Source organism: Microlunatus sp. M237 (assembly GCF_056896895.1).
The window spans coordinates 1,146,050-1,172,849 of the sequence record NZ_JBXHBL010000001.1; the positions used below are offsets into that span (position 1 = coordinate 1,146,050).

The 26,800-nt window shown below is 70.0% G+C and carries 27 protein-coding genes; 15 read left to right on the forward strand and 12 right to left on the reverse strand.

Annotated features, from left to right (window positions below; genetic code table 11):
* Positions 1–838: 838 nt before the first annotated feature.
* The 3 genes from AC1XX3_RS05490 to AC1XX3_RS05500 all read right to left on the reverse strand — a co-directional run bounded on the left by AC1XX3_RS05490 (position 839) and on the right by AC1XX3_RS05500 (position 3,822).
* Positions 839–1,876, reverse strand: coding sequence for a serine hydrolase domain-containing protein (locus AC1XX3_RS05490; RefSeq protein ID WP_483320056.1), 1,038 nt, complete (start codon positions 1,874–1,876; stop codon positions 839–841).
* The gene (locus tag AC1XX3_RS05495; protein ID WP_139071059.1) at positions 1,873–2,103 is read right to left on the reverse strand and encodes a hypothetical protein; all 231 of its coding nucleotides are present in this window, start codon (positions 2,101–2,103) and stop codon (positions 1,873–1,875) included. The genes AC1XX3_RS05490 and AC1XX3_RS05495 overlap by 4 nt, the downstream gene beginning before the upstream one ends.
* 1,026 nt (positions 2,104–3,129) lie before the next feature.
* Positions 3,130–3,822, reverse strand: a complete 693-nt coding sequence (locus tag AC1XX3_RS05500; RefSeq protein ID WP_483320057.1) for a peptidoglycan recognition protein family protein — start codon at positions 3,820–3,822, stop codon at positions 3,130–3,132.
* A 398-nt stretch (positions 3,823–4,220) separates the two neighbouring features.
* Between AC1XX3_RS05500 and AC1XX3_RS05505 the strand changes: the two genes are divergently transcribed.
* The 4 genes from AC1XX3_RS05505 (at position 4,221) to AC1XX3_RS05520 (ending at position 7,788) form a co-directional block, all read left to right on the forward strand.
* A complete protein-coding gene (locus AC1XX3_RS05505; RefSeq protein WP_483320058.1) occupies positions 4,221–4,802 on the forward strand; it encodes an ArsR/SmtB family transcription factor in 582 nt (193 codons plus the stop codon).
* On the forward strand, positions 4,799–5,590 hold the full coding sequence (locus tag AC1XX3_RS05510) for an SRPBCC family protein (protein ID WP_483320059.1): 792 nt from the start codon (positions 4,799–4,801) through the stop codon (positions 5,588–5,590). Before AC1XX3_RS05505 ends, AC1XX3_RS05510 begins: the two co-directional genes overlap by 4 nt.
* A gap of 43 nt (positions 5,591–5,633) precedes the next feature.
* Entirely contained in the window at positions 5,634–6,329 is a 696-nt protein-coding gene (locus AC1XX3_RS05515) for a response regulator transcription factor (protein WP_483320060.1), read from the forward strand.
* Positions 6,330–6,393: 64 nt separating this feature from the next.
* Positions 6,394–7,788, forward strand: coding sequence for a HAMP domain-containing sensor histidine kinase (locus AC1XX3_RS05520; protein WP_483320218.1), 1,395 nt, complete (start codon positions 6,394–6,396; stop codon positions 7,786–7,788).
* A 16-nt stretch (positions 7,789–7,804) separates the two neighbouring features.
* Here the strand turns inward: AC1XX3_RS05520 and AC1XX3_RS05525 are convergent, their stop codons facing one another.
* Genes AC1XX3_RS05525 through AC1XX3_RS05540 form a run of 4 tightly spaced genes read right to left on the reverse strand, consistent with a single transcriptional unit; the run spans position 7,805 to position 10,952 of the window.
* Positions 7,805–8,755 carry a DNA-3-methyladenine glycosylase family protein gene (locus AC1XX3_RS05525; protein ID WP_483320061.1) on the reverse strand — a complete coding sequence of 317 codons (951 nt, stop codon included), beginning with the start codon at positions 8,753–8,755 and terminating at the stop codon, positions 7,805–7,807.
* Positions 8,752–9,255, reverse strand: a complete 504-nt coding sequence (locus tag AC1XX3_RS05530) for a GNAT family N-acetyltransferase (protein ID WP_483320062.1) — start codon at positions 9,253–9,255, stop codon at positions 8,752–8,754. Before AC1XX3_RS05530 ends, AC1XX3_RS05525 begins: the two co-directional genes overlap by 4 nt.
* The gene (locus AC1XX3_RS05535; protein WP_483320063.1) at positions 9,252–10,034 is read right to left on the reverse strand and encodes a YaaA family protein; all 783 of its coding nucleotides are present in this window, start codon (positions 10,032–10,034) and stop codon (positions 9,252–9,254) included. Before AC1XX3_RS05535 ends, AC1XX3_RS05530 begins: the two co-directional genes overlap by 4 nt.
* A gap of 6 nt (positions 10,035–10,040) precedes the next feature.
* The gene (locus tag AC1XX3_RS05540) at positions 10,041–10,952 is read right to left on the reverse strand and encodes a DUF3152 domain-containing protein (protein ID WP_483320064.1); all 912 of its coding nucleotides are present in this window, start codon (positions 10,950–10,952) and stop codon (positions 10,041–10,043) included.
* 48 nt (positions 10,953–11,000) lie between these two features.
* Here AC1XX3_RS05540 and AC1XX3_RS05545 point away from each other — a divergent pair, with 48 nt between their 5' ends.
* The 4 genes from AC1XX3_RS05545 to AC1XX3_RS05560 are packed head-to-tail and all read left to right on the forward strand — an operon-like array spanning position 11,001 to position 15,477.
* On the forward strand, positions 11,001–12,395 hold the full coding sequence (locus AC1XX3_RS05545; RefSeq protein WP_483320065.1) for a YibE/F family protein: 1,395 nt from the start codon (positions 11,001–11,003) through the stop codon (positions 12,393–12,395).
* Between the two features lie 31 nt (positions 12,396–12,426).
* Complete coding sequence (locus AC1XX3_RS05550; RefSeq protein ID WP_483320066.1) at positions 12,427–13,482, forward strand: zinc-dependent alcohol dehydrogenase family protein; 1,056 nt, start codon at positions 12,427–12,429, stop codon at positions 13,480–13,482.
* Complete coding sequence (locus AC1XX3_RS05555; RefSeq protein WP_483320067.1) at positions 13,466–14,041, forward strand: vitamin K epoxide reductase family protein; 576 nt, start codon at positions 13,466–13,468, stop codon at positions 14,039–14,041. The genes AC1XX3_RS05550 and AC1XX3_RS05555 overlap by 17 nt, the downstream gene beginning before the upstream one ends.
* A 47-nt stretch (positions 14,042–14,088) precedes the next feature.
* Entirely contained in the window at positions 14,089–15,477 is a 1,389-nt protein-coding gene (locus AC1XX3_RS05560) for an HNH endonuclease signature motif containing protein (protein WP_483320068.1), read from the forward strand.
* A 10-nt stretch (positions 15,478–15,487) separates the two neighbouring features.
* Here the strand turns inward: AC1XX3_RS05560 and AC1XX3_RS05565 are convergent, their stop codons facing one another.
* Positions 15,488–16,303: a DinB family protein gene (locus AC1XX3_RS05565; RefSeq protein WP_483320069.1), complete on the reverse strand. Its 816-nt coding sequence runs from the start codon at positions 16,301–16,303 to the stop codon at positions 15,488–15,490.
* A gap of 87 nt (positions 16,304–16,390) precedes the next feature.
* On the opposite strand from AC1XX3_RS05565, the gene AC1XX3_RS05570 reads away from it, so the two are divergent.
* The gene (locus AC1XX3_RS05570) at positions 16,391–16,936 is read left to right on the forward strand and encodes a dihydrofolate reductase family protein (RefSeq protein WP_483320070.1); all 546 of its coding nucleotides are present in this window, start codon (positions 16,391–16,393) and stop codon (positions 16,934–16,936) included.
* A 106-nt stretch (positions 16,937–17,042) separates the two neighbouring features.
* Here the strand turns inward: AC1XX3_RS05570 and AC1XX3_RS05575 are convergent, their stop codons facing one another.
* On the reverse strand, positions 17,043–17,597 hold the full coding sequence (locus AC1XX3_RS05575; protein WP_483320071.1) for an isochorismatase family protein: 555 nt from the start codon (positions 17,595–17,597) through the stop codon (positions 17,043–17,045).
* A 124-nt stretch (positions 17,598–17,721) separates the two neighbouring features.
* Between AC1XX3_RS05575 and AC1XX3_RS05580 the strand changes: the two genes are divergently transcribed.
* On the forward strand, positions 17,722–18,063 hold the full coding sequence (locus tag AC1XX3_RS05580) for a hypothetical protein (protein WP_483320072.1): 342 nt from the start codon (positions 17,722–17,724) through the stop codon (positions 18,061–18,063).
* A gap of 33 nt (positions 18,064–18,096) precedes the next feature.
* Here the strand turns inward: AC1XX3_RS05580 and AC1XX3_RS05585 are convergent, their stop codons facing one another.
* Both AC1XX3_RS05585 and AC1XX3_RS05590 read right to left on the reverse strand, forming a co-directional pair.
* Positions 18,097–18,951: an SMP-30/gluconolactonase/LRE family protein gene (locus AC1XX3_RS05585; RefSeq protein WP_483320073.1), complete on the reverse strand. Its 855-nt coding sequence runs from the start codon at positions 18,949–18,951 to the stop codon at positions 18,097–18,099.
* A complete protein-coding gene (locus AC1XX3_RS05590) occupies positions 18,948–20,414 on the reverse strand; it encodes an aldehyde dehydrogenase (NADP(+)) (RefSeq protein WP_483320074.1) in 1,467 nt (488 codons plus the stop codon). The genes AC1XX3_RS05585 and AC1XX3_RS05590 overlap by 4 nt, the downstream gene beginning before the upstream one ends.
* Before the next feature lie 155 nt (positions 20,415–20,569).
* Between AC1XX3_RS05590 and AC1XX3_RS05595 the strand changes: the two genes are divergently transcribed.
* From AC1XX3_RS05595 to AC1XX3_RS05615, 5 genes are all read left to right on the forward strand, one after another.
* A complete protein-coding gene (locus tag AC1XX3_RS05595; protein ID WP_483320075.1) occupies positions 20,570–21,412 on the forward strand; it encodes a fumarylacetoacetate hydrolase family protein in 843 nt (280 codons plus the stop codon).
* Positions 21,413–21,631: 219 nt separating this feature from the next.
* Positions 21,632–22,675: a LacI family DNA-binding transcriptional regulator gene (locus AC1XX3_RS05600; RefSeq protein WP_483320076.1), complete on the forward strand. Its 1,044-nt coding sequence runs from the start codon at positions 21,632–21,634 to the stop codon at positions 22,673–22,675.
* Between the two features lie 142 nt (positions 22,676–22,817).
* Positions 22,818–23,561, forward strand: a complete 744-nt coding sequence (locus AC1XX3_RS05605) for an SDR family NAD(P)-dependent oxidoreductase (protein ID WP_483320077.1) — start codon at positions 22,818–22,820, stop codon at positions 23,559–23,561.
* Positions 23,558–24,622, forward strand: coding sequence for an S-adenosylmethionine:tRNA ribosyltransferase-isomerase (locus tag AC1XX3_RS05610; protein ID WP_483320078.1), 1,065 nt, complete (start codon positions 23,558–23,560; stop codon positions 24,620–24,622). Before AC1XX3_RS05605 ends, AC1XX3_RS05610 begins: the two co-directional genes overlap by 4 nt.
* Positions 24,623–24,738: 116 nt before the next feature.
* Positions 24,739–25,167: a DUF4395 domain-containing protein gene (locus AC1XX3_RS05615; protein WP_483320079.1), complete on the forward strand. Its 429-nt coding sequence runs from the start codon at positions 24,739–24,741 to the stop codon at positions 25,165–25,167.
* Positions 25,168–25,289: 122 nt separating this feature from the next.
* Here the strand turns inward: AC1XX3_RS05615 and lysS are convergent, their stop codons facing one another.
* Complete coding sequence (gene lysS / locus AC1XX3_RS05620; RefSeq protein WP_483320219.1) at positions 25,290–26,795, reverse strand: lysine--tRNA ligase; 1,506 nt, start codon at positions 26,793–26,795, stop codon at positions 25,290–25,292.
* Between the last annotated feature and the right edge of the window lie 5 nt (positions 26,796–26,800).

Sequence of the window (26,800 nt, forward strand, 5' to 3'; positions counted from 1 at the left end):
ACGTGGACCAGCACCGAGGCCTGCGCGACGACTGACCAAGATCCAATCCAGGCGCCGCTAAGCGCGCCCGGACATGCCGCGATCCGCGCGGATGGGACACACCAGTCGGCCCGGAGGGCTGCCGCTATCACACCTCAATCGCAGCGGGGGCAGGTCGGTGAGGTAGTCAACGACGTACTCGACGTTCCTGTACCGGCCGTCACGCGTGTCACTGAAGTGGATGGCGACGGTGCCTTCACTGGGGTTGATGGCGAAGTCGCCCTCGCCGAACCCGCCAGTAGGGGCGACTACGTCGCGACACTGGGTGAGCCTGGGAACTGCGGCGGGGACCGCGCGCGGTGTCGCGGTGCGATCGGCCGCATCGGAGTTCGCAGGGGACGGAGTGCGAGGCGGGGGTTGCGGTGCTTCTTCTTGCTCGTTGCCATTCGTATTGCACGCGCTGAGCGCTACGCCGCTGACGAATAGCACGAGGACACACGTTCCTGCCCGACCCGACATCATCCTCATGAGATGCACCGCCGCACGACTTTGTTGCCTGTATGCCGCCGCCTAGTGGTTCCGCCCGACCGTGCCGTACATCGGGCTCCGCTCGACCATGCGCTGACGGTGCGCTTGCGTGCCGAGATCCGGTCGACTTGTGGGCGATCTTGCTCGTGCAAATGGCTGCGCTTGACCCCGGCCGCCCACGATCGGCGTCGGTTGGTTGAGGCGATCATCCGTTGCATCCGGAGTCGTGCGCCGCAGGGCGGGAGCACGTGAATGCGCGGGATCCGTTGGCTGACTCCGCCGACTGCGACCGGTCGCTACTTCGCCGAGCTCTCTACCCACGTCAGGTCGGTCAGGCGGCGGCCGGGACGGGATCGGACCCGAATCCGGGTCCGGAGTCGATGATCTGCCCGAGCAGCTTGAGGCCGGGACGATCCACGGGTCGGTTGTTGGCGTTGAGGATCACGACTGCGGCGCCGTGTTCGGGGGCTATAGCCAGCAGGCTGCGATATCCACCCGTGCCGCCACTGTGGAACATGACTCGATGCTGGGTGCGGGGCAGGTTGGCTGCGATCCAGCCGGGATGGATCGCAGCTCGTGCGTTGATGCGGTGCGCGGTCGTGCGGTTGAGAGCGATCGCTTCGGCGAGTTCTTCGGGGGCGGGGCCGAGGTGGGCCCGCGCGAGCCTGAGCAGGTCGGGAACCGTCGAGTGAAGGCCGCCGGCACCGGCGAGGGCGGCCAGGTGCCACGGTGGGCGTGGTCGTCCCGTGCGGGAGTGACCGGGGGCCAACCGGGCTGCGCCTTCGAGATCGAGGACCACGCGGGTGTCTGTCATGCCCAGATGCCGGCAGATCTCGGCCTGGACGAGCGAGTCGTAGTCGGTCTCGGTGTGGCGTGCCAGGACGAATCCGAGCAAGCCGGCGCCGAGGTTGGAGTAGCAGAAGCGGGTGCCGGGCACCGATCGCAAACGGGTGCGCCGCAACCCGTCCATCAGGAGCTCGCCGGTGCATCCGGCGTAGGGGTCTGCTCGCAACAGGCCCCGTGGCAGGGTCCCCTTGGGAAGCCTTGGTAACCCAGAAGTGTGGGAGGCCAGGTGCCTCAGCCTGATGACCTCGCCGCCACGCTGGGGGGCCGTGATGTCACGAGGTAGGAGGTCGCTCAGGGGTTGGTCCAGCCCCACGACGCCGCGCACGGCGAGCTGGGCCAAGGCGAGCGCGGTGAACGTCTTGGTGATGGAACCGATCTCGAACTGCGTGCCGGGATCTGCGCCGTGCACTGCGGACTGCCTGCCGTGCAGCGCACCCACCACCACGACACCACGCTGTCCAACGCCGAGTCGTTGCGCTGTTCGTCCTGACAGATCGTCAAGGAGCGAGTTGATCATCGTCATGCCTCCGTGCGGCCGAACAGGTGCCGGCCCCCGTACTTCTTGTGGACGGCTTGCTTCGAGACGCCGAGCGCCTCGGCAATCTGCGCCCACGTGGTCCCTGACACGCGGGCACGGTGGACCAGGACCTCTTCGTGTCCTTCCAGTCGGCGGCGCAGCGCGGTCGCTTCGCGCAACGCTTGGAGGGGATCGGTGTGCTCGGTGATCCATGCAAGATCAACATCGGCCATGCGGTCAACTCTAGTTGACTTCTCTATGGTCGTCAACTTACGTTGACTGCCCGCAGCGGCACATCCTTCTACCGCGGTCGCCCGATTCGCTCGCCCCACGACACCGACGGGTTCGCTGACCGACTCGTTGCCTGGGCTCCCAACTGGTCGGATGGTTCCTGAACGCACTCCACGGCCGCCATACGGGCTCTGCCCGACCATTCCGCCCAGCGGGCATCCGCCCGACCATTCCGCTCAGCGGGCATCCGCCCGACCATGCCGCGATCCGCGCGGATGGGACGCACCAGTCGGCCCGGAGGGCTGCCGCTATCACACCTCAATCGCAGAGGGGGGCCGGCGCTGCTGCTGGGCTGACCGGCCGGGTGTTCGGATGGCGCCTCCCACGGTGTCATCTGCCGGCGCAGTCGCGCGCCCTTGCTCGAGCCTTCGCACGTGACACAGCCTCCGCGGTCAAAGCGCCCGGCTCAGGCGCCTTCGAGGCTGGTGCGAGTGAGAGCATAGGAATGGCGTTCCATTCGCGACAAGTTCCTTCGCCTCTTCGGGTTCAATCCAGCCTGCTTCTCGGCGCAATGCTGCACCTGAGTCGTCCACGATGACGTTGTCCTTCTCCAGCAATGCCTCCGTGGACTCCAATTACTTCTCTCCGATATTGTTGCGGTGCTGGACTCAGGCGTTCACCTTGCCCTTGTCATAAGGGCGCCTTACGCGCACCCTATTCCTCCGCCGGTTTCCGATCGCGCCTATTGGCGTTGAACGGATGACCTTTTCTTCGGCGGCGTAGTCGACTGCTGCCAGTTGCAGGCGCCCGTGGGAGGGCCGGTGTTTACGGCGGAGCCCTAGTCGTCGTCGGTGAGTTGGATGTCTGCGGACGGCCATCTGGTGAGCTCACTGGGGTGGTGGTGATTCGCTTGTCTTGGCCGAAGACTGCGTCGGCCCAACTGGACGTTCAGTCTTGGTTCCACTTGGCGAGCTCTGACAGGGCGGAATATCAGACGCACCCTGAGGGTGCGCCCGATGACCCTCCGGTCAGCCGGGCTGGCCACCCCAGGTCTTCAGCCAGCCCTGCGCCCGTGAATAGACAGTCGGGATCTGATTGATGAACTTGTTCGTCGGACAGGTCTTGCCGCTCGCACTGGACCACACTGCGCCGGTCTGCTTGCGGCACCAGGTCCTCCGGTCCTTCGGGTCGTAGGCGCCGAAGTTGCCGTCGATGCCGAGTCGGTGCCAGGCGAGGCCGCTGAGGTTGTCAACAGTGGCGATGCGGTTGGGTACGCCGCAGTGGATGACGGACCAAGCGAAGATCTTTGCGATGTTCGTCAGCTGGGAGTTGGTCATGGCGTCGCCGACGATGCCGGCGTGCTCGACGGAGATGCTCCGATTGCTGCCGTTGAGGTCGGCGGCGGCGCGCCTGTCCATGGTCTGGTGCTGGCGTGGGGCGCCCGAGCGCGGGTTGTAGAAGTGCGCATAGCTGCCGTCCGGGCTCTTGTGAGGACCATAGATGTCGGCGCTTCTGGTCACCGCGATGTGGATGGTCACCCGCTTCGGGTTCATGGCGGTCGTTGATCGATCTGTGATCGGGTCCCAGACCGCGAAACTGGCGCGGCGTCGGGGACGTACTGCCGCTTCGGCAGGGAGGGCTTCGAATCCGGCCACAGCTGCAGCGGTGGCGGCGGAGCCGAGCATCAGGGTTCGGCGGGCAATTCTTTGGGATTCGGTCATATCGGCACGCTAACCGGCCAGGGGGTCGCTGGAAGGTCAGTTCAGGATGCCGACGGCAATTCCCACACCATTTCAGGCCGAAATCTTCCGATTGCCAGGCGGGACTCCGCCAGGAATTCCAACCGAGTAAAAACTTGATAGATAAAGCAATTAGCTGTCCTCATCCAGCAATTCGCGCCTATCGCGGCGATTAATCCGACGCCGGGTCCTTGAGGCGCGGTGATTGACCAGACTGAGGCGCAGTGAGGAGGGGCGAGGGTTCCTCCCGGCGTCACACCGACGTCCCGCTCGGCCGCGGGGCGGACCGCCCGAGGTCGCCGGCGCAGCGCTCTTCCCGGCGTCACAACTGAGGTGCGGAACCCCTTGACAATAATTATTGTCAAGACCACGATGGGGTCATGCAGGACATCGAAGTGATCGAAAGCCCTCAGGCAGCCGCCGCCGCGCTGGATCCGGTCCGGGCCCGCCTGCTCGACGAGCTGGCCGCCGTCCCGGCGTCCGCCGCCGGGCTCGCCGCCAGGGTCGGCATCACCCGGCAGAAGGTCAACTACCACCTCAAGGCGCTCGAAGCGCACGGCTTGGTGGAACTGTCCGAGGAGCGCCAGCACGGCGGAATCACCGAGCGGGTGCTGCAGGCATCGGCAGCCTCCTACGTCGTGTCACCGGCCGCCGTCAGCGCGGCCGCGGCCGACCCGGACGCCAACGCCGACCACCTGTCGGCTGGCTACCTCGTCGCCCTGGCCGGTCGGCTGGTACGCGAGGTCGGTGCCCTGGCACGTCGGGCCGGCTCGTCGGGCAAGCGCCTGCCGACACTGACCATCGACACGCAGATCGGCTTCGCGTCGGCCGCCGACCAGGCCGCCTTCGCGGACGACTTGACCGCAGCGGTGCTGGATCTGGCCGCTCGTTATCACCACGACGACGGACGTCATTACCGGCTCGTCGTCGCCGCCCACCCCCTTCCTGAGGAGAACCCATGAGCACGATCCCGAACGTCCCGTACCGCCTGGAGTTCAGCGTTGAGGTCCCAGGCACCCCGGAGCAGGTCTGGCAAGCCGTCGCCACCGCCCAGGGCATGAGCGCCTGGTTCCTGCCAACGGAGCTGGAGGAGCGCGAAGGCGGCGCCCTGCACTTCTCCATGGGCCCCGAGATGGGCTCGGACGGCCAGGTGACCGGCTGGGAGCCGCCGCGCCGCCTCGTCTACGAGGAGGACTGGGCCGCCATGATGGGCAAGGACCCCGACGAGCTGAGCCCGCTGACCTCGGAGTTCCTCATCGAGGCGCAGTCCGGGGGAACCTGCATCGTCCGCGTCACCAGCAGCGGCTTCGGCACGGGTGCCGCCTGGGAGCCGGAGTTCTGGGAGGACATGGGCGCCAACTGGATGCCGTACTTCGACAACCTGCGCCTCTACCTGTCGCACTTCCCCGGCCAGCCGGCCACCCTGCTGGAGGTCACCGCCTCTCACCCCGGCGACGAGGACGCGCTCTGGTCGACTCTGCGCGATGCGCTCCAGCTGGGTGAGCAGGGCGCAGCTGTCGACGTACGCGGGGCCACCGGCATCATCGAGCGGGTCGGCGAGCGGCAGGCGTTGATCCGCCTCAGCGCGCCGGTGCCCGGCCTGCTCAGCGTCTTCGCGCACGCCTACGGCGACGGCACGGCGATGGCCGGCGTCCGGGCGTACCTCTTCTCCGCCGACGCCGCGGACTACGTACGCCGCGAGGAGCCGGCCTGGCAGGCCTGGCTGCAAGGGCTCTCGGTCCCGGCCTGATCTGCTGCGCGGCACCGTCGCCCAGGTCTGGCACGCTTGGGGCATGCACATCCTTGTCGTCGACGACGACCAAGCGGTCCGGGACTCCCTGCAGCGGTCCCTGGCCTACTCCGGCTATGAGGTCAGCACGGCGGTCGACGGGGTCGAAGCCCTGGCCCGGTTGGCCGCCGTCCGCCCGGACGCGGTGATCATGGACGTGATGATGCCGCGGCTGGATGGTCTGGAGACCACCCGGATGCTGCGCGCCGCCGGCAACGACGTACCGATCCTGGTTCTCACCGCCCGCGATGCGGTGGGTGACCGGGTGGACGGCCTGGACGCCGGCGGCGATGACTACATGGCGAAGCCGTTCGCGCTGGACGAGCTGCTGGCGCGGCTGCGGGCCCTGGTCCGGCGCGCCGGGACGGTCGCCGACTCCTCCGACCCCAGCACCGCCAACCTGTCGTTCGCCGATCTGGCCCTGAACACCCAGACCCGGGAGGTGCTGCGCGGTTCCCGGTCGATCAGCCTGACCCGGACCGAGTTCGCCCTGCTGGAGGCGTTCATGCATCACCCGCGCCGGGTGCTCGAGCGCAGCTGGCTGCTGAACGAGGTGTGGGGCTTCGACTTCCCGACCACAGCGAACTCGCTCGAGGTCTACATCGGCTATCTGCGGCGCAAGACCGAGCTCGACGGTGAGCCGCGGCTGATCCACACGGTCCGCGGCGTCGGCTACGTGCTGCGCGAGACCCCACCGTGAGCCGCCGGGCTCGACCCACCGGGATGCGGTCGTGCTGCGGCGGCTGAAGACCCCTCTGCACGGACTGTCCCTGCAGCGGCGGGTGGCCTACCTGACCACTATCGCGGTGGCCCTCGCGGTCGCAGTGACCAGCGCCGCCGGGTACGTCACCCTGCGCTCCTCGCTCTATCGCAACCTCGACAACGAGCTGGTCAGCAGTGCCTCGTCGTTGGCCGTGCCGGTGGCCGCCAACCTGCGTACGCTCGGCGGACTGACCGAGGAGGCGCTCCTGGCCGGCAGCTTCACGGTGGCTGCCGTTCGCTCCGACGGACTGGTGCTGCACGTTCCCGACGAGCGGGTCCACCTGGTGCTGGGTCCGGCGGAGACCGCGATCGCCAGGACCCAGTCCGGGGTGTCGGTCCGTTCGGGGGTTGCCTCCAACGGCGCCGAATACCGGATCGCCGCGGTCCCGATGACCGAGCTGGGCAACTACGCGCTGGTGCTCGGTCGCCCGCTCCAGCCCACCAACAACACCCTCAGCGCCCTCTGGCTGGTGCTGATCATCTTCGGCGCTGCCGGGGTGATCATCGCCGCGATGGCCGGCGCCGCTGTGGCCCGGTCGGCCCTTCGGCCGGTACGGCAGCTGTCCGCCGCGGTGGAGCACGTCATCGCCACCGACGAGCTGACCCCGATCGAGCTGACCGGCAGCGACGAGCTGACCCGGTTCGCCAGCTCCTTCAACCGGATGCTGCACTCGCTCTCGTCCTCACGGGAGCGACAGCGGCAGCTGATCGCCGACGCGAGCCACGAGCTGCGGACACCGCTGACCAGCCTGCGCACCAACATCGAGCTGCTCGCCGCGGACGAGAGCACCGGCATGCTCAGCCCGGAGGACCGCAAGGAGATCCTCGCCGATGTCACCGCCCAGCTGGCGGAGTTCACCACCTTGATCGGTGACCTGGTGCAGCTGGCCCGCGACGACACGGTGGCACCGTCGCCGGAGCCGATCGACTTCCGCGACGTGGTGAACGCCGCCGTGGACCGGGCCCGGCGCCGCGGGCCGGGGCTGGTGTTCGACGTCGAGCTGAACCCGCTCTATCTGGTCGGCGAGGCCGACACCTTGGAACGTGCCGTCACCAACCTGCTCGACAACGCGATCAAGTGGAGCCCGCCCGGCGGCACCATCCGGGTGCAGCTGGAGGGTGACCGGCTGCGGGTGGCCGACCAGGGACCCGGCATCGCTGAGGAGGACCTGCCGTTCGTGTTCGACAGGTTCTATCGCTCCGAGAGCGCGCGAGCCACCCCCGGCACCGGTCTGGGGCTGTCGATCGTCGGCCAGACCGTGGCCCGCCACGGCGGTTGGGTCCGCGCCGGCCGGTCAGCCCAAGGCGGTGCGGAGTTCACCGTCCACCTCCCCGGCTCGACCACGCCCGAAGGGCTGGCGGCTCCAACGGAAGGCGCGCGCCAGACCGCGCCCTGACCTCGTCGCCGCTTGGTCAGGACTTCCCGCCGGTGGCGAACGGCGTGTGGGTGGGCAGCGTCATCCGGGGGCCCTGCCGCGGCGGACGCATGCCGGCCATCCCGAGCAGCAGCTGGACCCGATAGCGGTGCCCGCGGTATGGCTCGAGGATCTCCTCGCAGGCGGCGTCGTCGAGCTTCTCCCCGGTGAGCGCCCAGCTGATCGCCTTGCCCACGTGATAGTCGCCGATGCTCCAGGCGTCGGCATCACCGTGGGCGCGCTGGCGTACCTCCGCCGAGGTCCACGGGCCCACGCCCGGCAGGCTCCGCAGCGCCCGATCGGCCTCCGGTCCGGCCAGCGCAAGGGTGCGCTCAAGAGCGGGCGCCCGGGCGGCGGTCTGCACCAGGGTGCGGCTGCGACGCTGCTCCACGCCGGCGGCGAGGAACCGCCAGCTCGGCACCCGGGCCCAGACCTCGGGAGTCGGCGGCAGCATCATCCGGTACGCGGCAGAGCTTGGGTCGCGGGTGGGACCGGGGGCGGGTTCGGAGAACTCCCGGGTCAGCAGCCGGAAGGCGCGAAACGCCTCCGTACCGGTGACCACCTGCTCCAGGCAGGCCGGGGCCAAGGCCTCGAACACCGCGTCGCTGCGACCGATCCGCAGCGCCGGGAACCGACGATGCGCCTCGACCAGCGGCGGATGCTGCGGCTGCGGGGTGAAGCCGCTCGGGTCGTCGGCCTCCCCCAGCAACCGGGGCAGCTGCTCCAGGGCCCACTCGGCCCCCTCACCCCAGGCTCGGGCCGACACCACTCCCGACGCGGACGCCAGCTTGAGCAGCGCCGGGCCCACCGGGGTACGGGTCGCTCGCAGCCACAGGTCCCCGAGACGGCGGTGGGTCGGGTCGCCGGGGCCACGCCGGTGCGGCTCGAGGACGGTGGCCAGCGCCACCGGCCGTCCCAGCCGCAACACCCGGGTCGAGGAGGCGGTCATGGCCGGTCCACCACGAATCTGCCGTCGGGCAGCAGCCGGAAGCCGGCCTTGATCAGCACCCGGCGAGAGGGGAGGTTGTCCGGTTCGGTCTCGGCCACCACCCGGGCGGCGCCGTCGCGCCAGGCGATGTCGAGCACCAGCCGGCACGCGGCGGTGGCGATGCCCCGGCCGCGCAGCGCGGGCACCACGTCATAGCCGATCTCGACCTCGCGGTCGTCCCCGAGCGGCGGGTGGTGGAAGCCGATGTCACCCACCACCTGGCGGTTGGAGCCGGACCCCAGCACGATCTGGTGCATCCACCAGGGCGGCACCGCGGCGTGGTCCCAGTCGGTCGCCCGATGGGCGCCGGCGATCATCCCGAGCGCGCCGATGGTCTCCTCGAGCGGATACTGCCGATGCCAGGCGATCTCACCGGGGACCAGCAGGTCGCCGACCAGGACGGAGGCGGCGGCCGTCAGCGGCATCGGGTGCAGCTCGACGGTGCCCGCCACGGAGGTCATCGGGGCCCTCCGCCGTCCTCGACCACATCGAGGAACCAGCCCTTGCGGCCCGCGTCGACCAGCTCGCAGCGCCACTGCTGCCCCACCACCGCCGCGACCGCCTGGACGCTCATCAGCCGCGCCGGGGACTCCAGCAGTGCCCGCGCAACCAGACCACGGGTGTGCTTGGCCAGGTGCGACACCACGGTGCGCCGGCCGGCCGTCTCGGTGAACACCCGAACCGCAACCAGCCGTCGAGCCGACTCCGGACCTGGCTGCCAGGCCGCGGCATAGCCCGAGGAACGACAGTCGACGATCACGCCGCGACCCGCCGCCCGGCTCATGACCGGGTCGAGCACCTCGCGCCACACCCGGGCCAGCGGGCCGGTCCCGGGCAGGGACGTGCTCATCGAGAGGCGGTACGGCGCGATCCGGTCGGCCGGACCGACCGGCCCCCACAGCGCGCTCTGCACCAGCAGACTGGACCGGGCCCGTCGCCGGGCGGTGGCTGACAAGGTGGCGAAGTCGAGCGCGTCATAGAGCACGCCGGTGTAGACACTCAGCGCCGGGGCACTGGGGAGCTCGGCCAGTCGCACGTTGCGGCGCACCTCGGGCTCGACGCCGGCGCCCACGCCGAGAAGCTCGAGCGCGTCGGGTCGCTCGCTGGCCGCGACCAGCTCGGCCAGAACCCGACGCCGGGTGTCGGTCAGCTCGGGGAAGGACAGCCCGGCCAGGTCCACGGCGGTGCCACGGTGCCGGGGCGCGGCCTTACCCTCCGACGGGGGCAGCAGGATCAGCACGTCGGGTCAGTCCCGCTCCGGCCACGGGTTGGCGCGACAGCGGCCCACACCCTTGGTCTGCTGCATCATCACCGGCGCGACCTTGCCCTTGCCGGAGCAGCCGACGTGCTGATGGCCGAGCGCGTGCCCGAACTCGTGGTTGACCAGGTACTGCTGGTATCCGGTCACGTTCTTGCCGTACGCCCGAGCGCCGGTCGCCCACCGCTGAGCGTTCAGCACCACCTTGGCGCCGTTCTGGCAGGACAGCTTGCCGCGGGTCAGCAGCGGTGCACAGAGCTTGTCGGCGGTCTTGGGCGTGACCACGTAGGCGTGCAGGTCAGCCTTCTTGGCGTCATCGACCAGTTCGAACCGCACCTCCCCCGAGCCCCGCCAGCTGCGCTTGTCGTTGAGGATCGTCTGGATCGTCCGGGCGGTGGTCGCCGGGTCGAACGGGAGCCCTTTCTCGACCCGCACGTCGTAGCGGACCAGCCGTCCGCCGCGCGAGGCGGCCTTCACGCTGACATCGGCGCGTCGATACGTCCCCGGGCCCGAGGCCGCCACCTTCGGCACCGCGCGGGTCGAGGGCTTGGCCGGGGACGGCCGCGCCGAACGCGTCTGGACGGCAGGGGTCTTGGCCGGTGCCGGCGTGGCCTCGGGAGCCCGGCTGGCCGGAGCGGCCGGGGTCGCCATCACCGGCTCCCCAGCGCTCGGGACCGAGTCGGACGGGCCGAACGCGGACACCGACGCCGACCCCGCGACACAGGCCGCCACGGCCGTCGCGACCACAACAGCTCGGCGGCGCAGGAGCGTACGCAACGGAGGACGAGGCGTACGCAGAGTAGATTGTGAGCCGCTGCGAGGGCCTTCGCCGGTCGGCCGACGAGGCTCGGAACCGCCCGGTTGGGCGTCCTCGGCGTTCCCACGCGGAAATTTGCTCACGAGAACACAGACTAGGCGGAGAACGTGGCCCACTCACACTCGCACGATGTGCGGACCTCCCCGGAGGAGCATTCCCCGACCCCCGAGGAGATGAAGCGACACCGCAAGGCGCTGCGGATCATGGTCGTGGTGCTCATCCCGCTGGCGGTGTGGACTCTCTTCGGCCTGATCGCCCTGTGGCCCGGCGACGCGTCGGCGAGCATTCGCAAGGACCTGTCGCTCTACAGCGTGCCCGGGGTCACGTATCCGGCGGGCGAGATCACCAGCGTCACCACCATCTCGTGCGAGGGCCTGGTCGGCTCGACCCCCGGCTCCAACGACCAGCAGTGCGCCACCATCGGCGTCGAGCTGCTCGAGGGACCGGAGAAGGGCCAGACCGTCGAGGTCCAGATGAACGAGGCGGTGTTCTCCGCCGGCACCGAGGTCGGTCAGAAGGTCAAGCTGCTGCGGCTGCCGGTGGACGGCCAGCCGGCGACGTACCAGTTCTCCGATTTCGAACGGCAGACCCCACTGCTGCTGCTCACCATCGCCTTCGTGGTCGCCGTGGTGGCGGTGGCGCGCTGGCGCGGTCTGCTCTCCCTGGTCGGCCTCGGGTTCGCCGGTTTCATCCTGATCAAGTTCATGTTCCCCGCTCTGTTGCTCGGCGAGAACCCGGTCCTGGTGGGCCTGATCGGGTCCTCGGCGATCATGTTCGTGGTGCTGTACGCGGCGCACGGCTTCAGTGCCCGCACCACCACGGCGTTGGTCGGGACGCTGTCGGGGCTGCTGGCGACGGCCGCGCTGGGGTGGGGGGCGACCAAGTGGGCGCATCTGACCGGGGTGGCCTCCGAGGACGACCTGGTGCTGGCGGCCACCGCGCCCAGCCTCCGGCTGACGTCGGTGGTCATCTGCGGCATCATCGTCGCCGGGCTCGGTGTGCTCAACGATGTCACCATCACCCAGGCCTCGGCCGTCTGGGAGCTGGCCGACTCCGACCCCAGCCAGAAGAAGCTGTTCTCCCGGGCGATGCGGATCGGCCGGGACCACATCGCGTCCACGGTCTACACCATCGCGTTCGCCACGGCCGGCGCCATCCTGCCGGTCCTGCTGCTGATCGCGATCTACGACCGGCCGCTGCTGGAGGTGGTCCAGACCGAGATGTTCGCCAGCGAGATCGTGCGTACGCTGGTCGGCTCCATCGGTCTGGTGCTGGCCGTGCCGCTGACCACCGCGGTCGGTGTGGCAGTGGTCCGGGCCAGCAACGCCTCGCGGCGACGTGGTGGCGGGCTCGTCCCGGCAGCGGCGGGCGGACCGGGCGCCGAGGAGAGCGCCGCCGAGACCACGGTGGTGACCAACAAGAGCCGCGTACGCCGGCGCAAGCGCAACGAGTTCGACGACTTCGACGACTTCTCCGACCTGCGGGACCCGAGCGACGGGCCCGACGACTCCACCACCCGCCGCTGAGCATGGCGGCCACACGCGATCTGGCCGTCCGGTGAGGGCCGTCGTCTACGCCACGGTCGGCGCCACGCCGGTGGTCGAACAGGTCCCGGACCCGGCCTGTCCGCCGGACGGGGTGGTGGTGCGGGTCGGGGCGACCGGCGTGTGCCGCTCCGACTGGCACGCCTGGCGTGGCCACGACCCGGTTCCGCTGCCCCAGATCCCCGGCCACGAGCTGGCCGGCACGGTGGTGGAGACCGGCCCTGCGGTCACCCGCTTCGAGGTCGGTGACCGGGTCACCGTGCCGTTCGTCTGTGGCTGCGGGCAGTGCGAGGTGTGCCGGTCCGGCAACGCCCAGGTCTGTCCGACCCAGACCCAGCCCGGGTTCACCGGTCCCGGCTCCTTCGCCGAGCTGGTCGCACTGCACGCCGCCGACGCCAACCTGATCCGGCTCCCCGACGACCTCGACTTCGTCACCGCGGCCTCGCTCGGGTGCCGCTTCGCCACCGCGTTCCGGGCGCTCACCGCGCACGGCCAGGTACGTCCCGGCAGCTGGGTCAGCGTCTACGGCTGCGGCGGAGTCGGACTGTCGGTGGTGATGATCGCCCGCGCGCTCGGCGCGCAGGTGGTGGCGGTCGATGTGTCCGCGGCGGCGCTCGAGCGCGCGGCCGAGCTGGGCGCCCAGACGGTCGACAGCGGCGCCACCGACCCGGTCCGCGCGGTGCTCGCCATCACCGGCGGCGGCGCGCACGTCTCGATCGATGCTCTCGGCTCCCCGTCGACAGCCGCCGCGTCGGTGACCGGACTCCGCCGCCGGGGCCGCCACGTCCAGGTCGGACTGTTGCTCGGCGCGGACGCGGCCACGGCCCTGCCGATGGATCTGGTCGTCTCCCGCGAGCTGTCGGTCCACGGTTCGCACGGGATGGCGGCCCATGAGTATCCTGCGCTGCTCGAGCTCATCACCTCCGGCGCCGTGGCGCCGGCGAAGCTCGTCGGCGCCGTGGTTGGACTGGACCAGGCCCCGGCGGCGCTGATGGCCATGGACTCGGCGGCGCCGTCGGCCGGGATGACAGTGATTGATCTGGAGCACGCCGATGACCGACTTCGTTGACACCGCCGCCGACCGATCGGAGCGCCGGCTGGGGTGGCTGCTGCTGGTCGCCGGGCTGATCGGGTTCGCGGCCGCCTTCGTCCTGACAGTGGAGAAATACCTGCTGCTGACCGATGCCACCTTCACGCCATCCTGCAACCTGAGTGCGCAGGTGAACTGTGGCTCGGTGATGCAGTCGGCCCAGGCGTCGGTCTTCGGCTTCCCCAACTCGCTGTTGGGCATCGCCGGCTTCGCCGTCGTCGCCACCACCGGTGCCGCGCTGCTGGCCGGCGGTCGGTTGGCGCAGTGGTATTGGACGGGGTTGCAGATCGGCGCCACCTTGGCGGTGGTGTTCGTGCACTGGCTGATCTTCTCGAGCCTGTTCGTGATCGACGCTCTGTGCCCCTACTGCATGGTGGTCTGGGCGGCGACCATCCCGATCTTCTGCTACGTGAGCCTGCGCAACCTGCGCGCGTACGGCCGGTTGCCGGGGTTCGTCGAGCGCCAGCACGTTCCCCTGGTGGGCCTCTGGCTGCTGGCGGTGGCGGCACTGGTGGTGCAGTCGATCGTCCTGGGCTGATCTCAGGAACCCTTGTATTCGAACCTGTGTTCGATTATGCTGGTGATATGGACCACGGGGGTGCGTCACTCGACAACACTGCCGTCGACCGCGCCCTCGCTCAGCTGCAGGCAGGGCTCTCGGCGTTGATCGATGCGGTCGAGAGTGGTGGCCTTGACCACTACGACACGCAGCAGCTGCTCGACTTCCTCCGTATGTTCGAACAGACCCGCAACCGCATCTCGATAGTGGACCACCGCGTGGTCGCCGACTGCGAGCGACGCCAGGTCGCCGCCGAGCTGACGTGTCGCACGACGGCGACGCTGCTCACGCACCTGTTGCGCATCTCACCGCATGAAGCCGCCCGGCGCGTTCGGGCAGCCGGCGCCGTGGGCGGGCGGGACAGCATGCTCGGCGAGACGCTCCCGCCTCGCCGCGCAGCGCTGGCCGGCCTCCAACGCGACGGGATCGTGAGTCCCGAGCAGGTCGACATCGTGGAACGCTGCCTGGTCGAGATCGACCGTCCAGGGTTCGCCGCAGGTGACGTCGAGGCCGCCGAGGAGCTGCTCACCGGGCATGCGGCCGAGTTCGGTCCGCAGGAGCTGCGCAAGATCGGCACTCATCTGTCGGAGGTCATCCATCCCGACGGATCCCGGCCCGTCGACGAGCTCAACAACGACCGGCGGCACCTGCACCTCTGCCAGCACGGCGACGGCTCCTATGCGGTCTCCGGCCGGCTCACCGGTGTGGCGGGCGCGATGCTGTTCGCCGTACTGCAACCCCTGTCCCGGCCCCGGACCGATCTGGAGAGCACCACCCGACGCCGGGGATCCAGCTTGTCCGCCACCGAGACGACGCGCGATCCCCGAGACCACGGCATGCGAATGCACGACGCGCCGGAGGACGCCTGTGCCCGGCTGCTGCGGACCGGCACCCTGCCCGTCTCCGGAGGCACGCCCGCGACCGTGATCGTCACCATCGATCATCGCGACCTGATGAGCGGCCTCGGGTTCGGCGAGACCTCGGACGGAACCCTGGTCCCCACCCGACAACTGCTGCGGCTGGCGGCGGAAGCAGACATCATCCCGGTGGTGCTCAACTCGTCGGGGGTGCTGTTGGACATGGGACGCTCCCGACGGGTCGCCAACAAGAACCAGACTCTGGCTCTGATCGCCCGCGACCAGGGCTGCACCTTCCCCGGCTGCTCTAACCCTCCTGAGTGGTGCGACCGCCACCACATCACCGAGTGGGTCAACGGCGGGGCGACGACGGTGACCAACCTGACCCTGCTCTGTCGCTATCACCACACCCACTTCGTGGGTCATGGGTGGCGATGTCGCCTCAGCGACGACGGACTTCCGGAGTGGATACCGCCCCGATGGCTCGACCCCGAGCAGCGGCCGTTGCTGAACACCCGGCTCGCTCGCCGGCGGGCGGCGTACGACCTCGGTGCCTGAGCCGACCCGGCTAACGGTGCGACGACGAGCCTTGCTCGAGGCTGGCGAGGTCGCGCTCGGCGTAGCGTCGGTGGGTCCACTCCTCGTCCAGCAGGACCAGCAGGCAGTCCCGCACCGGATAGCTCTCCTCCCCCGACCGGCCAGGCAGCTCCGTCGGCGGCGTCTGCTCGTCCAACGACTCCTCGGTCAGGCTCTCCATCAGGTCGCGGACCAGCGACATCCGGTCGCGCCGAAGCTCGAGCACTTCCTCGAGCGGGGGTCGCGTCTGCCGGTCGCGGGGGACGTCGGGCGCGTCGGCCAGCTCGTCCCAGGGCAGGTCCAGCGGATGCCACGGTGACGGTTCGCCGCGGACGGCCAGACGGACCCAGCAGTCGGTCACGAACAGCAGGTGCCGCAAGGTCTCGACGAACGACCACTCCCCGTTGACCGACTCATGCAGCCGCTCGGACCCGAGTCCGCGAGCTCGCTCCACGGTCTCGCCCCAGCCACGCTCCACCAGGTCCCAGGCCGTGCGAAAGCCCGCCGGAGCCGTCGGGCGCATGGCGACCCGGTCGGGGTCTCGCCGGTCGAGCTCCGCCACGATCAACGGGACCACGTCCACCCCGTTGATCGACACGTTGCGGATCTCCCCGTCGATCTCGACGTCCACCAGCTGCGCCCCGCGCAGCGTCACCGCGGTCAGCGTGACGTCGCGAAACGTTGCCCGGTCGAACGACACGGAGCGCAGGTCGGCGCCGCTGAGGTCAACCCGCTCCAGTCTGGCGTCGACCAGCCGAACGTCTGTGAACCTCGATCCCGTGAGGTCCTTCCCGGTGAAGTCGGCCATGATTCGACCGTAGGACGACTGCGGCCTGCCGGCAGCGGATTCGCCGATCTTGCCCATTCAGCGGCACATCGATCTCGAGATGGAGACATGGGAGCACTACACGTACACGAGTTCATCAGCCTGGACGGCGTCATCGACACCCCGACCTGGGCGGCCGACTACGGGTTCGACCCGGGAATGGGTGAGGCCCTCGACGCGGTGACCAGCCGCTGTGGCGCCATCCTGCTGGGACGCAACACCTACGAGATGTTCGAGCAAGGCTGGTCCGACCAGACCGTCGAGGACGACCCTGCAGCGCCCTTCTTCAACGACACCACCAAGTACGTCGTGTCCGCCACGCTGCTGACGCCGACCTGGCGGAACTCCGAGATCATCGGCCGCTATCACCCGGACCGGATCCGGCGGCTCAAGGAGCAGGTCAACGGCGATCTGTACGTCGGCGGCAGCGGCACCCTGGTCCGCGCCATGCTCGCCGACGGCTTGGTCGACGCGCTGCACCTTTTCGTCTTCCCGACCGCGCGTGGCACCGGACCGCGGCTGTTCACCGAGGAGATCGCGCCCGGGGTCTTGTCGCTGGCGACCACCGAGGCGTACGACAACGGCGTGGTCTATCTGGCGTACCGCAGGGCCTGACTGGCGTGCCGCACGGCCTGATCTGGCGTGCCGCACGAGCTGATCTGGCGTGCCGCACGAGCTGCCCAGCCGGCTGCCTGCCCGGCGCGACACGCGAACGTGATCGTCAGCTGCGAAAGGTCACCTCCGCCGTGCTCGTGACCCCGGCGGCCCGACCGGGTGCAGCCTGGTGGCTCCAGTAGAGGTTGGTGTGCGCGATCACAGCGTCGGGGGTCGGCGCGCCCCACTGACTGAGGTCATCGGTGGTGTGGGCGTCACCGACGAGGGTCACGTCATAGCCGCGGGTGAAGGCGCCGTGAATGGTGGAGCGGATGCAGGCGTCAGTCTGGGCGCCGGTCACGACCAGCCGACCGACCTTGGCCTCGGCCAGCACCTGCTCCAGCTCGGTGTCCTCGAACGAGTCACCGAAGGACTTGTGGACCAGCGGCTCCGGGTCGAGCCGCGCCAGCTCTGGCACGTACTCCCAGCTCGTGCTGCCGCGCTCCAGCTCCTCGTCACAGTGCTGGACCCAGACGATGCTGGCGCCGGCGTCGCGCGCCCGGTCGACGAGGGTGGCGATGTTGGCCACGACGGCGTCGCGCTCATGCGCGGACTCCACCACTTTGTTCTGGACATCGATCACCACCAGTGCAGTGTTCGGTCGATTCGGCAGCGTGGTCATGGGATCTCCTTTGGTCGCCCGACGGTACGGCTCCACGCTAGATCGAAGCGCTGACAAATCGCCGCCCGATCACCCGTTCGCAGTCCACTTTGCTCATGGACAGATTAGAACGTATGTTCTATTCATGGCGACCAAGGATGACCTGCTGATCTCGGCGCTGCACGGCACGGCCTGGCGGCGAGCCGTCGAGCGAGGAACGATCGAGTCAGCGGTGGACGAGCTGCGGCAGCTGGCCCACGGTCGCAACGACCTCTTGGCGCAGTCAGCCGGCACCACGGCCGGATTCTGGTTCGGCTCGCCGGCGGAGTGGACCGGGACGGAGCTGCTGGTCTCGGGACTCCTGATCGCGGCCGGGAACCGGCTGCCCTACGACGACCTGCCGCGATGGGTGGAGGTCGGCTACCGACGGCGGCTGCAAGCGATGAAGCCGCCGCACGGCAGTCGTACTCCCAGCTCGTCCCAGTGACCGCCGGCACCGAGCGCGCGGGCAGAGTACGAGTCAGCCAGCGAACGGGCGGACCGGGCGACCGCTGACCCCGGGCCGGAAGCCGAACAACGCGCCGGCCAACGGCTCCGCATCATCGTCCAGGCCCTGGCGGGAGGTGGTGATGACCAGCCGGTCCAGCTCCGGGCCGGCGAAGGTGACCGCGGTCACCTGGCTGACCGGCAGCTCGATGACCGCATCCAGCGTTCCCGCAGCCGTGTAGCGCCGCACCGCTGAGCCCCCATACAAAGCGACCCAGACTGCCCCGTCGGCGTCGACGGTCAACCCGTCCGGACGGCCCTCATCCTCGATCGTGACGAACGGGCGCCGGTCGGTGAGACCTGTATCGCTCGACCACTCGAAGACGTCGACGCGGTGGGTCTCGGTATCCGCGTAGTACGCCCGGGTGCCGTCCGGGCTCCACTCCAACCCGTTGGAGACGGTGACGGAGTCCAGGACGACCTCGGCATCCCGCCCCGGTCGGAAGCGATAGAGCTTGGCTCCACCGCGATGTCCGTCGTAGGCCATCGAACCCAGGTAGAGGTTGCCGTCGGGATCACAGCCGCCCTCATTCATCCGGACCGAGTCGTCACTCCACACCTGCGGCAGCGCCCGGACCGGCGAGTCGATCGCGTCGGAGTCGGACAGCAGCAGGCCACGCTCCCCGGCGACCACATGGCCGCCGTTCACCCGGGGGCGGATCAGAGCGGCGACCGAGCCGACATGGTGGCGAGCCACCGTGCCATCCGGCTGGAGCTCCAGGATGTCGCCGGCCATCATGTCGACGAACCGCGGACCGGCCCAGCGAGTCGAATACGCCGGTCCCTCGCCGTGGTAGGTGACGACATCGGTCAGCTGTTCGGCTTTCACCGCTGCACCTCGGGCCGGGTCAGGTCACCGTCGACCCGCTGCCAGATCTGCAGCGGGTTCTCGTCCCGCAACGGCTCGGGCAGCAGCGAGGCGGGGACATTCTGATAGGCCACCGGCTGCAGGAAGCGGCGCAGCGCGGTCGGTCCGACCGAGGTGTGCAACGACGCGGTGGTGGAGGGCCAGGTGCCGCCGTGCTGCATGGCCCAGGTCACCGACACCCCGGTCGGCCAGCCGTTCCACACGATCCGGCCTGCGTGGTCGGCGAGCGCGTCCACCAGCGCGGGGGCGGTGGGGTCGTCCTCCTCGCTCTGGACTGTGGCCGTCAGCTGGCCGGGCAGGTTGGCCGCCACCTCCACCAGCTCCTGCGGGTCGTCGTACTCCACCACTACAGCGGTGGGACCGAACGCCTCTTCGAACAGCGCATCGAACTGCCCGCCGGCTTCGGCCATCGTGGTGGTGAACAGGCTCGCCGCTGCGGTCGGCCCGTCGAAGCTTGGTTCGGCCAGCAACCGCCAGCGGCCCTGCATATCACCGAGGCGGTCCTGCAGCCCGGACGCGATCCGGTCGTTGAGCATCGGTGCCGGCGCCACGGCCTCGACCCGGCTGGCGATCTCGTCGACCAGGCCGTCGGTCCGCGGGACGAACAGCACCCCGGGCTTGGTGCAGAACTGGCCGACCCCGAGGGTGAACGACGCCACGAAGCCCTCGACCACCTCGGTCCGGCGCGCCGCGATCGCGGACGGGAGGACGAAGGCGGGGTTGACGCTGCCGAGCTCGGCATAGAACGGAATGGGGTCGGGTCGGGAGGTGGCGATGTCGAACAGCGCTCGGCCGCCGCGGACCGAGCCGGTGAACGCGCCGGCCCGGATCCGCGGGTCACGGAGCGCCTGCTGGGTCTCTTCCTCGCCCTCGATCAGCGCGAAGGCGCCCCCCGGCGCCCCGGTACGCTCCAGCGCGGCCTGGACCAGAGCGGCCGTACGCCGGGACAGCTCGGGGTGTCCGGGGTGGGCCTTGAGCACCACCGGGCAGCCGGCGCCGAGGGCGGTGGCGGTGTCGCCGCCGGCCACGCTGAACGCGAACGGAAAGTTGCTGGCCGCCACGATCAGCACCGGGCCGACGGGCCGCAGCATCCGGCGCAGGTCGGGCCGCGGGCCGGTGGGCCAGTTCGGATCGGGCGTGTCCAGGGTCGCCTCGAGCCAGGAGCCTTCCTCGAGCGCGTCTGCGGTCAGTCGCAGCTGAAACGTCGTCCGCCCGACCTCGCCGACCAGGCGGGCCTCGGGCAGGTGGGTCTCCGCGACGGCCAGCGCCACCAGCTCGTCGCGGTGGGCCTCGAGCTCGTCGGCGATAGCGCGCAGCCACGCCGCCCGGTGCGGCACGGTCTCGCGTGCGAGCCTCGGCGCAGCCGCTTCCGCGGCGGCGAGGACCTGCTCCAGCTGATCTGCGTGCTCCGGCTGGTCGGCCATGTCAGTCCTTCCCTGTCCTGGATGAGAAACCGTTCTCTCATCCTGTCACGCTCGACTCCGGCGAGGGCACCGGGCGAGCCGCAGGAGAGATACCCGCCAGCGCCGCCGGCAACCCGGCTAGGGTGAGGGCGACGTCGACCGAGGGAGCTCGCATCATGATCATCCGCTACCGCCACGAGGGCCGGATCGCCGTCGGGCTGACAGACGGGACCCGGCTCTTTCCGTTGGGCGACGACCTCGCCACCCTGCTCCGGCTCCCGCTGGCTGACCTGCGGGAACGGCTCGGCCAGGTCAACGGCTCGGCGCTCGAGGTGGCCGACGTGACGACGCTGGCGCCGGTGGACGGGCTGACCGAGGTGTGGGCGGCCGGGGTGACGTACGAGACGTCGCAGTTCGCCCGGATGGAGGAGAGCGAGCGGGCCGCCAGCGTGTACGAGCAGATCTATGACGCCGACCGGCCGGAGATCTTCTTCAAGTCGGTGGCCTGGCGGGTCATCGGCGACGGTGGCGAGGTGCGCGCCCGGGCCGACTCGACGGTCGACGTGCCCGAGCCGGAGCTGGCCGTGGCAATCAACGCGGTCGGCGAGGTGGTGGGCTACGCCGTCTGCAACGACATGAGCTCGCGCTCGATCGAGGCGGAGAATCCGCTCTATCTTCCGCAGGCCAAGATCTACACCGGTTCGTGCGCGCTCGGACCGGGGCTGACGCCGGTCTGGGACATCGAGGACCCGTACGCCCTCGCCATGCACCTGCGGATCGACCGTGCCGGCGCGACGGTGTGGCAGGGCTCGGCCAGCACCGAGCAGTTGCACCGGCGGATCACCGACCTCGTCACCTGGCTGCGGCGCGAGCAGGAGTTCCCCGACGGCGTATGGCTGTCCACCGGGACCTGTCTGGTGCCCGAGCTGCCGTTCTCGCTGGCGGACGGTGACGTGGTCACCATCGTCATCGACGGGGTCGGCACCCTCACCAACACCGTCCGTCGGTCGGCCGCCTGAGTCGGTGGACCGCGGCCGGAAAGCTGCTGCAGCACCGGGTGGCGGCGCGCTCCGCCGTTGCCGACCGAGTGCTGTCGCCCGGGCGAATCGGCTCGCCCCGGCAGGTTGAGCGGCGGTCCGTGGCACCGTTGGCTGGTGCCTGACGGCTCTTCGACGCCGTCGTCGCCCATGCAAGAATGTCGCGGCGTGCACCGAGGGCGTGCGGGCGGAGGAGGGACCATGGCCAGGTCTGCCGGTCACAACCCGATCACTCTGCACGATGTCGCCCGGGAAGCCGGGGTGTCGCTGGCCACCGCCTCGCGAGCCATCAACGGCAGTGAACGCCGAGTCAAGGACGACTATCGCGAGCGCGTCCTGGCCGCCGCCAGTCGCCTGAACTACAAGCCCAATCTCGCCGCCCAGGCAGTCGCGCGCGGCACCACGATGACGGTCGCCCTGCTGGTGGGCGACATCGCCGACCCGTACTTCTCCTCGATCGCGTCCGGAGTGATCAGCGCCGCCGAGGACGCGGGACTGGTGGTCACGATGGCGGCCACCCAGCGCGACTCCGGCCGCGAGCTCGACCTGGTCCGCACCATGGTCAGCCAGCGGCCGAAGCTGATGATCATCGCAGGCAGCCGGGTGGTGGACGACCCGCAGGCGGACGCGCTGTTGGCCGAGCTGTCCGCCTTCGAGGCCGGTGGTGGGCGGGTCGTGATGATCAGCCAGCCGTCGCTGCCCTTCAACACAGTCGCCCTGGACAACGTCGGCGGTGCGGCGCAGCTGGCCCACCAGCTGGTCGACCTGGGCTATCGGCGGTTCGCGGTGATCGGCGGGGCGCCGGCGCTGATGACGTCCAACGACCGCATCCAAGGTTTCCTGGCCGGGCTGGGCGCTCACCGGATTCGGGTGCCGCGCCGCAACATCGTCAGCACGGAGTTCACCCGTGACGGTGGGTATGCCGGGGCGGGCCAGTTGATGGAGTCCGGCCTCGACGACGTGGAGTTGATCTTCGCGGTCAGCGACGTGATGGCGGTCGGGGCCATGTCGGCACTGCGCGACGCCGGCCGCGCGCTGCCGTCGGAGATCGCCGTCGCGGGCTATGACGACATCCTCACGGCTCAGGACGTCACGCCGACCCTGACCACCGTACGGCTGCCGCTGGCCGAGCTGGGTCGCAACGCGATCCAGCAGGCGCTGTCCTCGCCACCGGAGCTGGGACCCTCACGGACCGACATCGCCGGCAGAGTGATCATCCGGGCGAGCACGCCGCCGCGCCGCTGACACCGAACCGGACGCACGAATGCGGCACCCGGCCCCACAGCACCGACGGAGCTCGTTGCGCTGAACGGCGCCATCAGCGGTCGGGCTTGACCTCAAGTCGACTTCACTTTCGAGACTGGTCCCCTATCCGAAGGAGGACCACATGCCCACTGCATTGATCACCGGAGGCTCGGCCGGACTCGGCCGAGCCATCGCCGTCGAGCTGGCCCGCACCGGTTGGCGGCTGGCCATCGACGGCCGCCGTCGGGAGCCGCTCACCGCCACCAGCCAGCTGCTGGCCCGCCATACCGAGGTCATCGCCGTACCCGGCGACGTGACCGAGCCCGACCACCGCGAGGCCCTGGTCCGGGCCGCGACATCCTGGGGACCGATCGCGGCGGTGATCAACAACGCCAGCGAGCTCGGCGGCAGCCCGCCACCAGAGCTGGCGTCGCTGGACGAGAGCACCCTGACCCGCACCCTGGCCGTCAACGTGGTCGCCCCGCTGCAGCTCATACGAGAAGCCACACCCCACCTCACCGCCGACCCGGTGATCATCTCCATCTCCTCCGACGCTGCGCTGGAGCACTACCAGGGCTGGGGCGGGTACGGCGCCTCCAAGGCGGCGCTCGACCACCTCACTGCGACCCTCGCGGCCGAACATCCTGGCTGGCGCTGTCTGGCCGTCGATCCTGGCGACCTGCGCACGGCCATGCACCAGGCCGCGTTCCCCGGCGAGGACATCTCCGACCGGCCGGAGCCTGAGAGCGTCGCCCCTGACCTGCTGCGCCTGATCACCTCGGCCGCACCCAGTGGCCGGTATCGGTTGACGGATCTGTCCGGCGACGAGCGGCTGCCGGCGACGACCACGCCGGACGCCGCACTGACGGGGGTGGCACCGCGATGAGACTCTCGAGCGCACCACGGACTGTCTTCCGTTCACCCGACGACCACACCGCCCCGGCTCCACCCGAGCACCGTGGGCTGCGCCGAGACGAGGTCCGGCTCCTGGTCGGCACCCCGGACGCGGTGGTGCACACCCGGTTCGATCGCCTGACCGAGCAGGTGCGCCCGGGTGATGTCGTGGTCGTCAACACCTCAGCCACGGTGCCGGGTCAACTGGACGGTCGACGACTCGGGCACGGGCCGGTGGTCGTGCACGTGGCCAACCGGCTCGCGGACGCTCACCGGGTGGTCGAGCTCCGCACCGCGCCGAACGCCGACGCCCCGGTGTTGGACGCCCGCGCCCAAGAGGAGATCGAGCTGCTCGCCGGCGGCCGGGTTCGGTTGCTGGCGGCATATCCGCAGGTCGGGTCCGCCCCGGATGGTCGTGGCAACCGGCTGTGGCGGGCGGCGGTGGAGCTGCCGTCGCCGTTGAACGATCATCTCGCTCGACACGGTCGGCCGATCAGCTATGGCTATCTGGACAAGACGTATCCGATCAGCGCCTACCAGACGGTGTTCGCGCTGCAACCGGGCAGCGCCGAGATGCCCAGCGCGGGTCGACCGTTCAGCGCCGGGCTGATCACCCGCCTGGTCAGCCTCGGCGTCCAGGTGGTGCCCGTCGTCCTGCACACGGGGGTGTCCTCGCAGGACGCCGGCGAGGCGCCGCAGAGCGAGTGGTTCAGCGTCGGACCCGTGACGGCGCAGGCGGTCAACGATGCGCGTCGCCGCGATGCACGGGTCATCGCCGTGGGCACCACGGTGACCCGGGCGCTCGAGTCCGCGGCCGCCGACGACGGCACCGTGGCACCCGTCTCCGGCTGGACCGATCTGGTGATCTCCGAGCAGCGCCCGGTCCGGGTGGTCTCCGGGTTGATCACCGGCTGGCACAACCCGGAGGCCTCCCACCTGCTCCTGGTCGAGGCGGTCGCCGGGGCAGAGCTGACCCAGCGGGTCTACGACGAAGCAGTGCGCGAGCGCTATCTCTGGCACGAGTTCGGCGACTCCTGCCTGCTGTTGCCCTGACGTCGCATTTCGGCCGCGGTGGCCACGAAGGCGGGTCCGCCGCGCCCGCGGATTCCCAGCCGTCCACCAGCTGAAAGGGGTCGTCCGGCGTCGGCGCGGTCCTTACGCTGGCGGACATGGCTCTGACGTCGCTTCGCCGGGTGTTCTCGTTCCCGAACCCGGTCAACGAGAAGGCGGCGCGTGTCGTCGCGGGTGGAGTGGTGCTGCTCGCTGTGCTCACCCTGGTCACCGGTTGGCACTGGCTGGTCGTCCTGCTCACCCTCGGGTTCGGCGCCCGGGTGCTGGCGGGACCCCGGTTCAGCTTGCTCGGCCAGCTGGCGACCCGGGTCGTGGCTCCGCGGCTCGGTCCGCCGCGGATGGTCCCCGGACCGCCCAAGCGGTTCGCCCAGGCCATCGGCCTGGCGCTCACCACGGTGGCCGCGGTCGCGTCCTTGGCGTTCGGGGCACAGCTGCTGGCGACGGTGTTGGTCGTCGTGCTGCTGGTCTTCGCCACCTTGGAGTCCGTGGTCGGGTTCTGCGCCGGCTGCTGGATGTTCGGGCTGTGATGCGGACCGGGATCATCCCGGAGGAGACCTGCGAGGCCTGCGCCGACATCTGGGCCCGGAGCCCGCAGCCGGCGACGCGGCAGGGCTGATCGCCCGGGGGGTCAGAAACCCCCGACGCCGACTCAGTTCTCCGGTTTGAGCAGCGGGAAGAGGATGGTCTCGCGGATGCCCGCGCCGGTGAACAACATCAGCAGCCGGTCGATGCCCAGCCCGAGACCACCCATCGGCGGCGCGCCGAACTCCAGCGCGGCAAGGAAGTCCTCGTCCAGCTGCATGGCCTCGGGGTCACCGGCTGCGGCTGCCAGGGACTGGGCGGTGAGCCGGTCGCGCTGGATCACCGGGTCGATCAGCTCGGAGAACCCGGTGCCACGCTCCACCCCGCCGATGATCAGGTCCCAGGCCTCGATCAGGTCCGGGTCGCTGCGGTGCGGCCGGGCCAGCGGCTGCGCCGACGGGGGGTAGTCGCAGACGAAGGTCGGCTGGATGAGCGTCGGCTCGACCAGCTCCCCGAAGAGCTCCAGCACCAGCTTCTCGGCGCCCCAGCCGGGCTCAACTGCCACGTCGTGCGCGGCCGCCAGCGCCCGCAGCTCATCGACCGAGGTGCGCGGGGTGACCTCGGTGCCGACGACCGCGGACAGCCCGGGATAGACGCCCAGCCACGGCCACTCCCCGTCGAGGTTGATCTGACCGGCCGGGCTATCGATCACCCGGGAGCCGAGCAGGTCGGCGGCGTCCACGATGAGCTTCTGCGTCAGCGCGGCGATGGACCACTGGTCGCCCCACGCCTGATAGACCTCCAGCATGGTGAACTCCGCGCTGTGGGTGGAGTCGATCCCCTCGTTGCGGAAGATCCGGCCCATCTCATAGACCCGCTCCACCCCGCCGACCACGGCGCGCTTGAGGAACAGCTCGAGTGCGATCCGGAGCGTCATGGGGATGTCGAAGGCGTTCAGGTGGGTGTTGAACGGGCGCGCGTTCGCGCCGCCGTGCACCAGCTGCAGCACCGGCGTCTCGATCTCCAGATAGCCCCCGGCGTGCAGTGTCTCGCGGATGCTGCGGGTGATCGCGGCCCTCGTGCGGACCATGTCGCGGGCCGCCTCGCGGACCGTCAGGTCGGCGTAGCGCTGCCGTACCCGTGTCTCGTCGGAGAGTGCAGCGTGCATCGTCGGCATCGGCCGCAACGCCTTGGAAGCTAGCTGCCAGGAGTCGGCGAAGACCGAGAGCTCGCCGCGCTTGGAGGAGATGACCCGGCCGTGGACGAAGACGAAGTCGCCCAGGTCGACGTCGGCCTTCCACGCCGCCAGGGCCTCCTCGCCGACCTCGGCCAGGGACAACATCACCTGCAGGCGCTGCCCGGAGTCCTCCACGGACAGCCCTTCGGCCAAGGTGGCGAAGCAGAGCTTGCCGGTGTTCCGGATGAACATCACCCGGCCGGTCACACCGACCGCGTCGTCGGTCTCCTCGCCGGCGCTCAGCTGACCCCACCGCTGGCGGACCTCACGCAGGCTGTGGGTCCGCGGCACACTCACCGGGTACGGTTCCTTGCCCTCGGCCAGCAGCCGCGCCCGCTTGTCCTTGCGCACCCGAGTCTGCTCGGGCACGTCGTCACCGAAATCGTCGGTCAACACGGCGT